18 protein-coding genes are annotated in these 14,643 nt (G+C 36.7%); 6 read left to right on the forward strand and 12 right to left on the reverse strand.

Annotated elements, in window-relative coordinates:
- Position 1 precedes the first annotated feature (1 nt).
- From prmA to hemW, 6 genes are all read right to left on the reverse strand, one after another.
- Complete coding sequence (gene prmA, locus MHB55_RS11910) at positions 2-946, reverse strand: 50S ribosomal protein L11 methyltransferase (RefSeq protein ID WP_144535859.1); 945 nt, start codon at positions 944-946, stop codon at positions 2-4.
- 13 nt (positions 947-959) lie between these two features.
- Positions 960-2,081: a molecular chaperone DnaJ gene (gene dnaJ, locus MHB55_RS11915; protein ID WP_144535857.1), complete on the reverse strand. Its 1,122-nt coding sequence runs from the start codon at positions 2,079-2,081 to the stop codon at positions 960-962.
- Between the two features lie 149 nt (positions 2,082-2,230).
- On the reverse strand, positions 2,231-4,060 hold the full coding sequence (gene dnaK, locus MHB55_RS11920; RefSeq protein ID WP_154310636.1) for a molecular chaperone DnaK: 1,830 nt from the start codon (positions 4,058-4,060) through the stop codon (positions 2,231-2,233).
- Between the two features lie 90 nt (positions 4,061-4,150).
- Positions 4,151-4,723, reverse strand: a complete 573-nt coding sequence (gene grpE / locus MHB55_RS11925) for a nucleotide exchange factor GrpE (protein ID WP_154310635.1) — start codon at positions 4,721-4,723, stop codon at positions 4,151-4,153.
- Positions 4,724-4,740: 17 nt separating this feature from the next.
- Positions 4,741-5,778, reverse strand: a complete 1,038-nt coding sequence (hrcA, locus tag MHB55_RS11930) for a heat-inducible transcriptional repressor HrcA (protein ID WP_144535851.1) — start codon at positions 5,776-5,778, stop codon at positions 4,741-4,743.
- 95 nt (positions 5,779-5,873) lie between these two features.
- Positions 5,874-7,007, reverse strand: coding sequence for a radical SAM family heme chaperone HemW (hemW, locus tag MHB55_RS11935; protein WP_340863280.1), 1,134 nt, complete (start codon positions 7,005-7,007; stop codon positions 5,874-5,876).
- A 278-nt stretch (positions 7,008-7,285) separates the two neighbouring features.
- Here hemW and MHB55_RS11940 point away from each other — a divergent pair, with 278 nt between their 5' ends.
- Both MHB55_RS11940 and MHB55_RS11945 read left to right on the forward strand, forming a co-directional pair.
- The gene (locus MHB55_RS11940; RefSeq protein ID WP_340863281.1) at positions 7,286-7,618 is read left to right on the forward strand and encodes a DUF3889 domain-containing protein; all 333 of its coding nucleotides are present in this window, start codon (positions 7,286-7,288) and stop codon (positions 7,616-7,618) included.
- 387 nt (positions 7,619-8,005) lie between these two features.
- On the forward strand, positions 8,006-8,467 hold the full coding sequence (locus tag MHB55_RS11945; protein WP_340863282.1) for a hypothetical protein: 462 nt from the start codon (positions 8,006-8,008) through the stop codon (positions 8,465-8,467).
- 38 nt (positions 8,468-8,505) lie between these two features.
- Here the strand turns inward: MHB55_RS11945 and MHB55_RS11950 are convergent, their stop codons facing one another.
- Positions 8,506-8,751 carry a hypothetical protein gene (locus MHB55_RS11950; protein WP_340863283.1) on the reverse strand — a complete coding sequence of 82 codons (246 nt, stop codon included), beginning with the start codon at positions 8,749-8,751 and terminating at the stop codon, positions 8,506-8,508.
- The gene (locus tag MHB55_RS11955; RefSeq protein ID WP_340863284.1) at positions 8,748-9,608 is read right to left on the reverse strand and encodes a ParM/StbA family protein; all 861 of its coding nucleotides are present in this window, start codon (positions 9,606-9,608) and stop codon (positions 8,748-8,750) included. Before MHB55_RS11955 ends, MHB55_RS11950 begins: the two co-directional genes overlap by 4 nt.
- 154 nt (positions 9,609-9,762) lie before the next feature.
- On the opposite strand from MHB55_RS11955, the gene MHB55_RS11960 reads away from it, so the two are divergent.
- The 4 genes from MHB55_RS11960 to MHB55_RS11975 all read left to right on the forward strand — a co-directional run bounded on the left by MHB55_RS11960 (position 9,763) and on the right by MHB55_RS11975 (position 12,505).
- Positions 9,763-9,927, forward strand: a complete 165-nt coding sequence (locus tag MHB55_RS11960; RefSeq protein WP_340863285.1) for a hypothetical protein — start codon at positions 9,763-9,765, stop codon at positions 9,925-9,927.
- A 190-nt stretch (positions 9,928-10,117) separates the two neighbouring features.
- A complete protein-coding gene (locus MHB55_RS11965) occupies positions 10,118-11,416 on the forward strand; it encodes an FtsK/SpoIIIE domain-containing protein (protein WP_340863286.1) in 1,299 nt (432 codons plus the stop codon).
- Positions 11,403-11,957, forward strand: a complete 555-nt coding sequence (locus tag MHB55_RS11970) for a replication-relaxation family protein (RefSeq protein WP_340863971.1) — start codon at positions 11,403-11,405, stop codon at positions 11,955-11,957. The genes MHB55_RS11965 and MHB55_RS11970 overlap by 14 nt, the downstream gene beginning before the upstream one ends.
- 14 nt (positions 11,958-11,971) lie before the next feature.
- Positions 11,972-12,505, forward strand: a complete 534-nt coding sequence (locus MHB55_RS11975; RefSeq protein ID WP_340863287.1) for a hypothetical protein — start codon at positions 11,972-11,974, stop codon at positions 12,503-12,505.
- A 245-nt stretch (positions 12,506-12,750) separates the two neighbouring features.
- Here MHB55_RS11975 and MHB55_RS11980 read toward each other — a convergent pair whose 3' ends face one another.
- The 4 genes from MHB55_RS11980 to MHB55_RS11995 all read right to left on the reverse strand — a co-directional run bounded on the left by MHB55_RS11980 (position 12,751) and on the right by MHB55_RS11995 (position 14,637).
- Positions 12,751-13,128, reverse strand: coding sequence for a YolD-like family protein (locus tag MHB55_RS11980; protein ID WP_340863288.1), 378 nt, complete (start codon positions 13,126-13,128; stop codon positions 12,751-12,753).
- Between the two features lie 94 nt (positions 13,129-13,222).
- Positions 13,223-13,987: a peptidoglycan recognition protein family protein gene (locus tag MHB55_RS11985; RefSeq protein WP_340863289.1), complete on the reverse strand. Its 765-nt coding sequence runs from the start codon at positions 13,985-13,987 to the stop codon at positions 13,223-13,225.
- Positions 13,981-14,265 (reverse strand): phage holin, encoded by a 285-nt coding sequence (locus MHB55_RS11990; RefSeq protein ID WP_340863290.1) that lies wholly within the window; start codon positions 14,263-14,265, stop codon positions 13,981-13,983. Before MHB55_RS11990 ends, MHB55_RS11985 begins: the two co-directional genes overlap by 7 nt.
- Positions 14,266-14,283: 18 nt before the next feature.
- The gene (locus tag MHB55_RS11995) at positions 14,284-14,637 is read right to left on the reverse strand and encodes a hypothetical protein (protein WP_340863291.1); all 354 of its coding nucleotides are present in this window, start codon (positions 14,635-14,637) and stop codon (positions 14,284-14,286) included.
- Between the last annotated feature and the right edge of the window lie 6 nt (positions 14,638-14,643).

The following is a 14,643-nucleotide window of genomic DNA, read 5'->3' on the forward strand; positions in this document are numbered from 1 at the left end:
TTTACTTTACAGGCTTTCTAGAAATAATTGTAACCCAGTCTTCCATCATCATGACTTCATCCACTTCAAAGCCTGACTGCTGTAAAGATTCTCTTACATCTTCTTTCTTTGTCGCAATAATACCTGAAGTGATAAAAAGTCCACCAGGCTTAACAATAGAATAGGCATCATCTGTGAAGGTCATAATAATTTCAGCTAGTATATTTGCGACAACAATATCTGCTTGTTCAGTTACATTATCAAGTAGGTTCCCATGAGTAACTTGAACGATATCATCCACTCTGTTAATGGCAATATTCTCTTTTGCAGATTTTACTGCTACCTCATCAAGATCCAAAGCATGAATCGAAGAAGCACCTAGCTTTGCTGCTCCTATTGACAGAACTCCTGAGCCAGTTCCAACATCAATTACTGAAGTATTTGGCTGAACTGTTTTCTCGAGCGCTTGCAAGCACATAACAGTCGTTGGATGTGTACCTGTACCAAAGGCCATACCAGGATCCAACTCAATAATTAACTCGTCTGAGTTAACTCTTTCATATTCTTCCCATGTTGGGACAATAGTAAATCGATTTGAGATTTTTACAGGATGGTAATATTTTTTCCAAGCCGTTGCCCAATCTTCCTCGTCAACTTCTGTTACAGTGATTATATTATGTCCTAAGTCGATATTGAAATTTAGCAAGTTGTTGATCGCAACCTTAATCTCTTCTACTGTCTCTAATAAAAAGCTTGTTTCGGCTAAATAAGCTTTTATTCGCACACCATCTACCGGAAAATCATCTGGATTTAAGCTATAGATTTCTCCAAAGATATCTTCTCTATCTCTAACCAATTCTTCTGAATCCTCAATAACTACTCCGCTTGCACCAGCCTCATGCAAAATATTGCTTACCGCTTCCACTGCCTCATTAGTAGTGTGAATAGATAGCTCCGACCATTTCACTTGCTCCAACTCCTTATTCGCCTTTTATTGTTCTTTTGATTTTATCAAATAATGAACTACCTTGTTCTTCCGGAATATCTCCACTGATTTCCGCAAATTCACGTAATAATTGTTTTTGTTTTTCTGTAAGCTTTTTAGGTGTAACTACTTTTACGATAACATGTTGATCACCGACACCATAGCCATGTACATTTTTCACGCCTTTTCCTTTAAGACGGAATGTTGTTGAAGACTGTGTACCTGCAGGAATTTTAAGCTTAACTTTTCCTTGAACAGTTGGAATCTCTACTTCGTCTCCTAGTGCTGCTTGAGCAAAGGTTAAAGGTAGCTCGTAATAAATATCGTCGCCATCACGCTCAAAGCGAGGATCGGCTTTTACACGGAATACTACATAAAGGTCACCAGCAGGACCACCGTTTACTCCTGGCTCACCCTGACCACTTACACGTAGCTGTTGCCCGTCATCTACACCAGCTGGTACAGTAACTTTAATCTTTTTGCGCTTATTAACCGTTCCTCTACCATGACAGGTTGAACATTTTTCTTTGATGATTTTCCCTGTACCCTCACAGTAGTTACATGCACGCTTCGTTTGAATTCGACCAAAAGGAGTGTCTTGAGTGACATTCACTTGACCATTTCCGTTACAGTGCGAACATTTTTCAGGATGAGTACCTTGTTTAGCTCCAGTACCACTACATGTATCACAAGTTTCTTCCTTAGATATTTCAATTTCTTTTTCCATACCAAAAACTGCTTCTTCAAATTCTATAGTCATAGAGTATTGAAGATCGTTCCCTTTTCTTGGCGCATTTGGGTCTCGACGTCGTGTTCCTCCGCCTCCAAAGAATGAACTGAATATATCTTCAAATCCAAAACCATCTGCACCACTGAAACCACCACCAAATCCTTGGTTTGGTCCCGCATGACCAAATTGATCATATTGTGCACGTTTTTGGTCGTCACTTAAAACTTCATACGCTTCAGAGATTTCCTTGAATTTCTCTTCTGCATTAGCTTCCTTGTTTAAATCTGGGTGATATTGCTTAGACAATTTACGATATGCCTTTTTTATCTCGTCCCCAGATGCACTCTTGGCTACACCAAGTACTTCGTAATAATCACGTTTGCTCATAGTTCACTCTCCTGCTCTGTTAACTTACACATAAAGATAATTGTAACATGGACAATTTCGTAATAGCAAAACAATTAGCGTTTTTCTCCATATTACAGACATTGAAAAAGCCAAAGCCGAAAACGGTCTTTGACTTTTTCTGGTCGACATTACTTGTCTTTATCGTCGTTTACTTCTTCAAACTCTGCATCGACTACGCCGTCATCAGATGGTCCGCCTTCTTGTTGTCCATTAGCAGCTGCTTCAGCTTGTGCTTGTTCATAAAGCTTCATTGTAAGTTGTTGAACGATTTCATTTAACTTGTCTTTTTTAGCTTTAATGTCTTCTAAGTTTCCAGCTTCTAAAGCTGCTTTAAGCTCTTCTTTTGCATCTTCTGCTGATTTTTTCTCATCATCTGAAACTTTACCTTCAAGATCTTTTAGAGTTTTTTCAGTCATAAATACTAGTTGGTCTGCTTCATTTTTAACTTCCGCTTCTTCTTTACGAACTTTATCTGCTTCAGCGTTTGCTTCTGCTTCTTTTACCATACGATCAATTTCTTCGTCAGATAATGAAGAGTTTGATTGGATAGTAATTGTTTGTTCTTTTTGAGTTCCAAGATCCTTAGCTTTAACATTTACGATACCATTTTTATCGATATCAAATGTAACTTCGATTTGTGGTACTCCACGTGGTGCTGGTGGAATATCAGCAAGTTGGAAGCGGCCAAGAGTTTTGTTGTCCGCTGCCATTGGACGTTCACCTTGTAACACATGAATATCTACAGCTGGTTGGTTATCAGCAGCAGTTGAGAAAGTTTGTGATTTAGATGTCGGAATTGTTGTATTACGATCGATTAACTTCGTGAATACTCCTCCCATTGTTTCAATCCCTAAAGAAAGTGGTGTTACGTCTAAAAGTACTACATCTTTTACGTCACCAGTTAAAACTCCACCTTGTACAGCTGCTCCCATTGCTACTACTTCATCTGGGTTTACACCTTTATGTGGTTCTTTACCTGTTTCTTTCTTAATAGCTTCTTGTACAGCAGGAATACGAGTAGATCCACCAACTAAGATAACTTTATCAATTTGAGATGAAGATAATCCAGCATCTTTTAATGCTTGTCGAGTTGGTACCATTGTACGCTCTACTAATTGAGCAGTAAGATCATCGAATTTTGCACGAGTCATTGTCAATTCTAAGTGAAGTGGACCAGCTTCTCCAGCAGTGATAAACGGTAGTGAGATTTGTGTTGATGTAACGCCAGAAAGATCTTTTTTAGCTTTTTCAGCTGCATCTTTCAAACGTTGTACTGCCATTTTATCTTTAGAAAGATCAATACCATTTTCTTTTTTAAACTCTTGTACTAAGTAATCCATGATTATTTGGTCAAAGTCATCCCCACCAAGACGGTTGTCCCCTGCAGTAGCTAATACTTCAAATACTCCATCACCAAGTTCAAGTATAGAAACGTCGAAAGTACCTCCACCAAGGTCATAAACAAGAATTTTTTCATCATGATCCATTTTATCTAAACCATATGCTAGAGCTGCTGCAGTAGGTTCATTGATAATACGTTCTACTTCTAGTCCTGCAATTCGTCCAGCGTCTTTTGTAGCTTGACGCTCAGCATCGTTAAAGTATGCAGGTACAGTAATTACAGCTTTAGTTACTTTTTCTCCTAGATATTCTTCAGCGAATCCTTTTAAATATTGAAGGATCATAGCAGAAACTTCTTGTGGAGTGTATTCTTTGCCTTCAGCAGAAACCTTTTCACTTGTACCCATTAAACGTTTAACTGAAGAAATTGTATTTGGATTTGTAATAGATTGACGTTTTGCTACTTCCCCAACTTGTTTTTCGCCGTTTTTAAAAGCAACTACAGATGGTGTCGTACGATTTCCTTCTGGATTTGGAATTACTTTTGGTTCTCCACCTTCTAGTACAGATACACATGAGTTTGTTGTTCCTAAGTCAATACCGATAATTTTTGACATACAATTTTCCTCCTAATTAATACTGTTTATATGCAATTTATAATATAATTGGTGACCAAAATGGTACCAATAAAAATCTGTTTGAATTTACTATTCGTTTACTTTAACCATTGATGGTCGTAGTATTCTATCTTTCAATTTATAGCCTTTTTGTAATTCTTGAAGGACAATGCCAGATTCTTTTGTGTCATCCTTCTCTTGCATAACTGCTTGATGTAAATTCGGATCAAAAGGCTCTCCCTCAGCTTTCACTGCTTCTAAGCCTTCTTTTTCAACTGCAGTCACTAGAGAGCGGTAAACCATATCTACACCTTTAGCTAAAGAAACTGCTTCTTCTGTTTTTGGTTCCACTGCTAGAGCACGCTCTAGATTATCTAAAACCGGTAAAAGATCATTCAACAATGCTTGGGCACGATATTTATAATCTGCTTCTTTGTCTAATTGAACACGTCGTTTGTAATTTTCAAAGTCTGCACGAATACGAATAACTCGATCCTGCTCTTCTTCCAATTGTTGTTTGAGAAGAGTTAATTCATCTACTTCTTCTACCTCGACAGCTTCATTATTTTCAGTCGACTCTGTCGTTTCGTCTACTACTTCTTGAGTAACAGTCTCTTGTTCTGTTTTTACTTCTTCATTTACATTTTCGTTTTTGTTTTCCATTTAGCAGCAACTCTCCTTTATCCATGTTGACCACGTAATATCCTAGACAACTCTCTAGACAAGTCCCCACTTATCACGTCTAATAACGATACTACACGCCTATAGTCCATTCTTGTGGGGCCTATTATAGCAATAGAGCCACTTTGTTCCTCTCCAATATCATAAGAGGCTGTAATGATACTACAATTGTCCATTCCAAATTGATTGTTTTCAGAACCAATACTGATATTGATGCCTTTTTTGTTCAAATGGAATAGTCCGGGGAACTCATTGACGTGTTCCATCCAGTACATGATACTTTTTGCTTTTTCTACATCATTAAATTCTGGTTGGCTTAAAAGTTGCATTTTACCGCCATAATAAACTTTATCCTCGTGCTCAATAGTCATAGCTTTGTTTAAAGATCCAACTAGAGCGTTTAAACGTCCACTATTTTGACGAAGCACTGATTGAGTCACAATCTCTAGCTTAGATTGTAGTTCGTGTAAATGAACTCCAACTAGATGCTCATTAATGATATTGACCATACGCTCAATATCTGAAGCAGTAAAATTTTCAGGTATAGAAAATACACGATTTTCCACATGTCCACTGTCGGTAACAATAATAGCAACTGCAGAATCATCCGTTAATGGCACAATAGATAACCGTTTGACCCGATGCTTTCTGACATCTAAGCCTAACATAATAGAGGTATAGTTCGTTAGCTCAGACAAAATGTTTGCTGACTTTCGAATTATTTGCTCTGTCTCTACCATTCTTTCTTCAAAAATAGAACGAATTTGTTTGATCTCATCTTTGGAAATAAGCTGTGGAGTTAATAAATTATCCACATAATAACGATAGCCCTTTTCTGAAGGTACGCGGCCAGAAGAAGTATGTGTTTTCTCTAAGAAACCCATATCTTCTAAATCCGCCATATCGTTTCGAATAGTCGCAGGACTAAAAGGTACTTCCTCCTTCTTCGAAAGTTGACGAGATCCAACTGGCTGAGCAGTTTCAATAAAATCATCTACCGTTACTTGCAATATTAACAATTGCCTGTTAGTTAGCATGATCATCACCTCTGTTAGCACTCATCTATAGAGAGTGCTAATACTCATATAAAACTTATCAAATCTAAAGAAAACTGTCAACGATTAAGTATTAATTATTTTAGAAAATATTGAAATACTTCGTTGCCAACAAATCTTCCACGATTAGTTAAAAAAACGTAATCATTTTTTATTTCTAGAAGTTCCTTTTTTAGAAGCTCCTCTATTTCGTTACCGTAAGCCTCGTAAAGACTTTTACCGTACCGTTTGTCAAAGTTGGATAGGGAAACTCCCTGGTTCTTTCTAAGTCCGAGGAACATTTCTTCTTCCATTTTCTCTTCATAAGTCACTTCTTTTTGCATCATTACAGGATTTTCACCTATCTCTAGCTGCTGCATATATTTTTTTAGGGGGCCATGATTAGAATATCTAATACTGTTCACATATCCATGTGCACCTGCTCCCAAACCAATATATTCATCATTATTCCAATACAGTAAGTTATGTTCTGAAGCCTTTCCCTCGTATGAGAAGTTGCTAATTTCATACTGTTTGTATCCATTTCTCTTCATTTCATCCATTAAATAGCCATACATTTCAGCCTCTAAATCCTCTCCTGGTAAGGAAAGTTTGCCTTTTGAAAGGAGATTATAAAATATTGTTTTTGGCTCTACGAGTAAGGAATATGCTGAAATATGAGGAATCTTCAAACGGAATGCCTCCTGGAGTGATTCCTTCCACTGCTCCATGGTTTGATTAGGTAAACCATACATCAAGTCAATACTTATAGAAGGAAACTCCGTCTGTTTTGCGTATTGAATAACATCATAAACGTGATTATTAGAATGTGTTCTTCCTAAGATTTTTAACAAGTCCTGATTGAAAGTTTGCACTCCCATACTTAATCTATTCACACCAAATTTTCGCATTAGCTGCATTTTCTCCAGAGTTAGCTCATCTGGATTTGCTTCCGAAGAAAATTCCTTTACGTGTTCAAGCGGAATATATTGATGTATCAGAGTAAGCAAACGTTCTAACTGTTCAAGCGACAAGGCAGTAGGTGTTCCTCCTCCAAGGAAAATTGTCTCTATCTTAGCTTTCGCTAAATCGTCTTGCCAAAGTGCCATTTCTTTTCCTAACGACTCGATATACTCATCGACTGGCTGATTATGAAAATAAAATTTATTAAAGTCACAATAATTACATATTTGATGACAAAAAGGGATATGTATATACACTCCACGAACCATTCTAAGCCTTCTTTCTATGTTCTTTTATAAAATACGAAGAAGGAGGCAAACAGTGCCTCCTTCCCCATGATATTTATCAAAGCATTAAAATTTCCACGTTTTCAATCTTTGTATACATAAATTATAGCTTATATTCTATGTTCCTTCAAACTATTGAAATTAGCGTACTCGCTAGATGAATTGAGCAAATTATTCTAACTAAGCTATTTGTTTACTTCTTATAGGAAGAATGACTTTAAATAATATGCTCATCTTATAGAAAAAGGAGCTGAAGTTAAATGCTTAGAAAAATCTATTTCACCCTCGGAATACTTATAGCTGGAGTCTCTGTTCCGATTAGTTTATCAACCAATGTAAATGCTCAAAAAGCAGTTCCAGCCTATGCTAAATGGGGGAATCTTGCAGTAAAGGAGACTCAGTCAAAATATCCAAATGCGTCTATTATTGACTACTTGTACGAAGGAAGAGAAACAAAAGAGAATTCAACAATTGAGAGATTTAAGCTCTGGATAAAGGATGGCAGCAAAGAGTTTGGTGTTTTTGTAAGTATTGAATATACTACCTCTACGGGAGAATTGATTAAGATAGAGTTCCAGGAAACTCCCCAATAAATATAAAACCATGGAGAGCTGATACGCCTCTCCATGGTTAGGTTAACGGAAACTTATTTATTTGGCTCATCCATTTTCAGAACTGCCATAAAGGCTTCTTATAGGTTTTCTGTAATTTAATATATCTAAGAATATCTTTAGGTATCTCACAATACATTGTTACAACTGTGTTTATAAGAAATAAAATATCCTACAGTATTTTATTTTATCCCTAAATATACGTAGTGTTGCCACCAATAACGGTGGAAAGACGGTGGCAAAGTTATTGTAAGTTCCACTTTATTAAATGGATTTTTTATTTGTTTTGTCACACTAAATTTGAATCTAATTTCCACTAATTCCGTAGATAAGTTATAATATAACCAAAAATGGAATGGAGTGTAAGTCTTGAGCGATCAATTAAAAAAGTCCCGTAGAAATTCGTTAATGATAGCATTTGGTGCGTTAGCAATCTTGTTCATAGGGATATTAATCTTCTCTTCCACAGGGAAAGAAAACGGGCAAGTGATGAGAGGTTATACTGCTGCACCAGTAGCATTTGATAATATCTCCTATGAATTAGTTGGTTCAGAAAGTGTGGGAGACAAACATACATTTGAATTTAAAGTGACCAACACGAGTAATGATCCAACAAATCCTAAAGGTGTCTTTGCTATCATTAATGGAGAAAAACGTTTCGGTTCAAATGATGTTACGTATAGTACAGATAGATTGAATCCTGGTATGGAAGGTACAGTACTTGTAACTTTTGATATGAATCGAGCGGATTTAACTACTGGCACTCCTAAATTTGTAATTGATCGTGGATTAGTATTTAAAGACATACAAGAAATTGAATTAAAGAATTAAAAGTAGCCCTTCCACACTTCTCTGTGGTTGGGCCATTTTTATAAAAAACTATTCATCGCATTTTTAGAATCTTCATCTTGATATTCTTGAATTGGTTCACTTATTTTATCTTCCACGGGACCATTACTCTCTTTTAACATATCCTTTTCAATTAACCTCTTTACATACTTGCTAAAGTTTCTCTTCTTTCCATAACTATTCAACTTTTCTGCATGCCCCAGCAACTTCATATCAAATTCATCTACTAGATTGAAACTAACTGATTTGGTGGTTCGTTCACTCATCCATAGGCCCCTTTCGCTAATTCATAGAACCCAACAGCATTCGCAAAGACAGGGTGCAATTTAGTTATCCCATTTCCTCTTGATAGCTCTGGTTCCATGATTTTTGCATTTGGATAATGTTCTATAATATAAGGCGCAATTGCTTCAGATATTCCTCCACAGATTAATACAGTATCGTTCTTATTCCATTTAAGCTTTGTTGTGTTACGGATTACACCTCTCGCAATGGTGGATATATCATTTTTGTTATTAACCGTCTCTACTCCAAAATTGAAAGTAGTACTGGCGTTATTCACGTGATGTTTATCGATTATAGTTGCAGCGTTAACCGTACCGCTACCAATATCTAATATACGTATCGTCCCTGTGGAAGGAGAACTCCAGAAAGCTCCACTTCCTTCAGGTGCTACTCCTATTCCTTCTATAATAATAGAATGAGTTTTACCATTAACCGTATATTCGTGAATACCTTCTAACATTCGTTTGATTTCTTCTTTTTCGGTGTGCTTATGACGTTTAATCGGCTGACCTGTAACAATAGCTATTCTATCAAAGTGTGGACAATACTTGGCTAGATATCGATGAATAGCAAGAAGTACTCTTATCTTCGTATCTTCATGTGCTTTACTATCACCATACATAGTTCCATTACCAAACTCATCCTCATACTCAGCGATGGATCCAGCAAATCCCTTCCTACCATTAATCTCGAATTCCATATCATCACTACCGAATCGTTCTTCCACATCTCTCTCAAACCAATCACAGATATTCGTTTTAAATGTATCAACCCCAAATGGACCTACTACCTTTGCTCTGTGATTCCCTGCATCTATACCCAATACCAATCTATTCATCTACATCTCCTTTTCATACATTTGTAATAACAGAGTATGCGATGTCATACAAAACGATTACATTTGTAATAAAAGATTTCATAGACAGGCATTTTTCCGAACCTACCGCATATGGTAGTAAAAAGTAATAAAAAGTGATAAGGGAGTGAACGAGATGGAAGCAAAAAAAGAAGCAATCAATATACAATCAAAATTAAACCCTGTTTTAGATGCGGATCTAATAGAACGAATAAGCCAAATACCCAAACGCGATAGAAGTCGTACTTATCGTGAAGCCCTACGATTTTATTTCAAACACTTGGATGAAGGAGGAAAATGATTGGATTGTAAGGATATTAAGTGTTCCAGATTGCATTCCCGATTAAAGACCACCCCACCCCATACATCGAGTACTTTAATTTCCCTTGTGTATCAAGGGTTGCCATACATTCTGAATAGTGCTCGATTACCGCAACTCTTATTACATAAGAGAACCCTGTGGCGTTTCACTTTTAAGGAGGTCAATTGGAATGTTGTTTGAGATTGTAACTACATCTTTGATGGGTGGATTGGCTTTGAATGCTTTCATTAAAAAGAAAGGTTTGGCCACAAATGACAGTGGTAAGATTCAACGGATTATCTCACTCAGCGGATTGAATGTGAAAGACGGAAAAGATACTTTAACTACTCAATTGATTCGTAAGAAAGAACACTCCTGGGGAATGGAATATAAATATCGAATTCCTTTAGGAAGAAGCTTTGACGACTATTTAAGCAAGCAGAGAATACTAGAAGATGGGTTGAATAATAGAAGGCAGAGAATCACTATTAATGACCTTAAAAAGCTAGATATAGATTCGAATATAATTAACAACATAAAAGACCTGTGGAAGAAAAAGTTAACCGAGCGAAAAGAACTAGAGTTATCATTTGATGGCCTTCTCACACTTCGAGTCTATAATCAACCTCTCACACAATTAGTCCCCTTTCAACCTGGTTTAGAATGGTCGGTTCCAGTGGGAGTAACTAGAGCAAAAAATACCTTCAAATATCATGATTTTGAGCGCATCCCCCACATGGTATTAGGTGGAGCTACTAGATATGGGAAAAGTAATTTTATTAATACAATGATTGCAAGTCTAATACACACTCAACCAGATAATGTTAAGTTTTTCCTTATCGATTTAAAAGGTGGAGTGGAGCTTTGCGATTATGAGAACATCAATCAGACAGTTTCCATTGCATACGAACCTGAAGAAGCGTTAGAAACTCTTGCTCAAGCCTACGAACAAATGAGAGCGATTCAGCAGCGCATGAGAATATTAGGGGAAAAGAATGTCCAAGAGGCTGGTATTAAAGATAGATATTTCATCATCATAGATGAAGTTGGGGAATTGAATCCTGCAGAGGCAGTTACTCCTGAGGAAAAGAAAATAAAAATACAATGCCAAACTTATATGAGTCAGATAGCTAGGCTAGGTGCTGGGTTAGGATTTAGACAGATACTGGCCACACAATATCCCACAGGAGATGTGATTCCTCGTCAATGTAAGCAAAATTCTGATGCTAAATTATCATTTAGAGTACAATCAGCAACTGCATCACGAGTAGTGTTAGATGAAGCTGGAGCCGAGAGTCTTCCACAGATTAAAGGTAGAGCTATCTACCAAACAGCAGATAAGCGAGAAATCTTGCAAACACCTGTGATTACTTCAGACATTATTCAAGAAATCATCTCCCCTTACATCAAAAAGGAGGAAATACGACTTGAAAAAGAAGAGTTTAAGCCCGCGAGAAGAACAAATCTTGTTACTTTTGAAGAAGTTTGATTTTCTTACAAGAGATCAACTATGTAATTACTTCAAATTAGGTTCAATTCGTAATACAAATAAGATATTAAATCGACTTTCTTCCTATCTAAATAGTTTTCGAGATGGTTATCAGAGTATTTACTATCTGAGTAAAGAAGGAAGGCTTTATGTGGACTGTGAAAAGGTTAGAAAAAAAGGCGGCAACATCCAACATACCATCATGCGTAATGAGTTTTGGTTATTCTATGGTTGTCCACACGATTGGAGAAGTGAAATAAAAGTATCTGACCAAAAAACAAATGTAATTGTGGATGCCATGTTCACCAAAAGTTTAAGGTATCACTTTTTAGAAGTTGACCACCTACAACCAATGAAAGAAAACCGTACCAAAATCAAACGATATAAGGATTTATATATAAATGGTTCACTTGCTCGAACATTACAACATTTCCCTACCATCGTGTGGTTGACCACTACCGAATTAAGGAGAAAACAGCTATTAGAAGAGTGCAAAGAATTGCCTAGCGTAAAAGTATATACGTTCAATGAAATCAAATAAAGGGAGGAATATGTATGTTTAAAAAGAAGTACAAAATAGAGGTAGTTCCAGAAAGTGAATATACGGATTTTAGTCATCGTGTGGACGATAAACAGTATGCAACGAACAAAACTTTAATAGGTGCAGCAGTCATTCCCATAAGTGTTGCAACTGGATTAGTAGCTAAAAAATTAACAACCACTACTGAACAATATTCTTCCACAGTTATACCTGTATCTGCACCAGTAACCGAGCCACTCAACGTACTAGCACAAACTCCGGTATTTACTCCAACACCTATATCCTCACCTGAAATGATACCCACTGGCTATATAGCTGAAAAATCACTAGAGACATTCGCCAATATCATGGATCCAGTAATTCAAATATTAGTATCAATAAGCTTTCCAGTGGCTAGCGTTATTATGGTAGGTGCTTGTTTCTTCTTTATGTTTGGGAATAGTGAGAAAGCATGGGGTATGATTATGAATGCTGGATTAGGTTATGTGCTTATCCAACTATCACCGTTATTCTTAGATATTTTAAGAGAGGTTGGGAAAGCTGTATAAAAATTTGCCACTCATTGTGAGTGGTTTCTTTGTTTTTGGCAAATAAAAAAACGATCACCCTTTTTGGCGAAAGGTGACCGCAAACGTTTATCTCCTGGGCGAATGGAAGTACAATTGATAACGAGTCATCCAACACTTTGGCGAGTGTATTAAGAGGACAAAGACGCAGTCACCGTATTTTCATTCAGAGATTTATAAGATAATAATACTAGATGTGGGAGATATTAGCAAGTATTTCATGCTCTTTAATCCATAATCGTAACATCCACAATATCATCAAGTTTAATATTCATTAAATAAAATGGGTCTTGTAGGTCTATTACTCTGCGTTTTAAGTCCACATTCTCAATGATTCCACGATTGTAAATAAATTGGCCATCTTTCCAGCGTTTAATTTTTATATCGGCTTTAGATTGATAAGCGATTTCCATTGTTTCTGATATGGTCACATAGTCAAATTCAGTCAGCTCAGGTTTAGCTTCCATCTTCACTTCCTCATAATAATCTCTAAGCATAGCTACATGTTCCGTTAACATCATAGATGTTCCCCATTTAATATTCCTGCGTGGACCCATACCGTACTTTGATTTCTTCACCTCTTCGAAAAATTCCTCATGTAACATAACCACACGCTCCTTTTTGAATCATTATACGGAACATTTGTTCTTATTTCAACCACTAAAAAAAGCCCTCCCGAATAGAGAAGGCTTTAAACGTTTATTTATTAAGTTTTTCCAACATGGATTTAGAAGGTGTTTCATAAAGTACATGCTCAGGCATTTTCGTAATCCAATGCCCATCGCCAACGTTATATTGCCCTTCATGTGCATCCCTGTAGTTATAAACTCGATATTCTTCTCCTGGATTCAACACTCTTACCATTTGCAGTTTACCATTGGGTCCATCTTGCCAAAGGTTAATTCGTTTAAGGATAGTAACCTTACCAATCTGTCCTTTTTTTAATTCCGTTTTTCCCCACATAATTTTATCAGTGTTTGTGACACTACCAACTACCTTGTCAGGTGTCTTTAAACCTTTTAAACGCTTTCTAACATCGTTCATATTAATACCAGGACAAGAGGTCGCTGTACCGCTAAACTCATTATGACCTAGTACATCTTCCACACTTAACCCAAAACTTTCTAAAGCTAATAAACACCGTTCTTCAAATGCTTTTTCCTGTTCCTCAGTGAAGCTACCGTTACCAACCACACAGATATGATAAGTTTCAGTATTGTGATTGCCAATTCCATTAGTCGGAAAGTATGGATCATAACAAAGTTGAACAGTACCATCACGCAAAATGATTTCATGATAGCCACCTTTAGTCCAGCCTAACCCCTTCCAACGATTGTTCCAAAAAGAAAAATAGTCACCACTCGTTGTTGCTGAATGATGACGTGCTACTTTTTTTATTTGATTGAGGTTTCTTTTGGTTTTGGACGGAGCAACTTGTTGGCGAATGTCTTGTATTTTTACCATTTGCCATTCTCCTTTGGTTCGTTATAATTCATTGCCTGTGGAGAATCGGAATGACCTTTAGTTGTTGGGTCAGTAATAGCGTTATAACCTGCATAAAACATAGCGAATAAGAGAATAGGATTACCATAGGCTTGTACTAATAAATCACCTAATGTATTCCATGTCGTCAAATCTGTGAAGCTAAGACCTGCATAAACTAATGCAGGCGACAAAATAGCACCGATTAATTGAAAAATAAATACAGGGTTCTTAAAACGTACTTTCCAGTTGATTTTCATATATATATTTCCTCCTATTTATAAAAAGAATTTGTCTAAAGCTAAATAAATAACTCCACCAGCGACAGTCAATTTACCAGCAAACTCCCAACCTTTTTCAACATTTGTTTTCCTGAGTTCATGACCTCGCTGTCGTTCAGCATCTTTACTTATATCTCTTGCATTAATCAATTCCCATTGTTTGTTCATCGTATCTCGAAAGAATTCTTGTTGAGCTTGACTGCTTTTGAGGATGGTATTTTCTAACTTGGTGTAGTTTGATTCAACAACCTGTAACCGTTCTTCATGCTTTCTATCTGTTTCTTCTAAAAGGGTTATTCGTTCCTCATGATTGTCGAGTTTTTCCCCTTGGTCTTTGACTGTTTCGTACATAGATGT

It is taken from the genome of Psychrobacillus sp. FSL K6-1267, assembly GCF_038003265.1.
In the GTDB taxonomy this organism is placed as follows: Bacteria; Bacillota; Bacilli; order Bacillales_A; family Planococcaceae; genus Psychrobacillus; species Psychrobacillus faecigallinarum.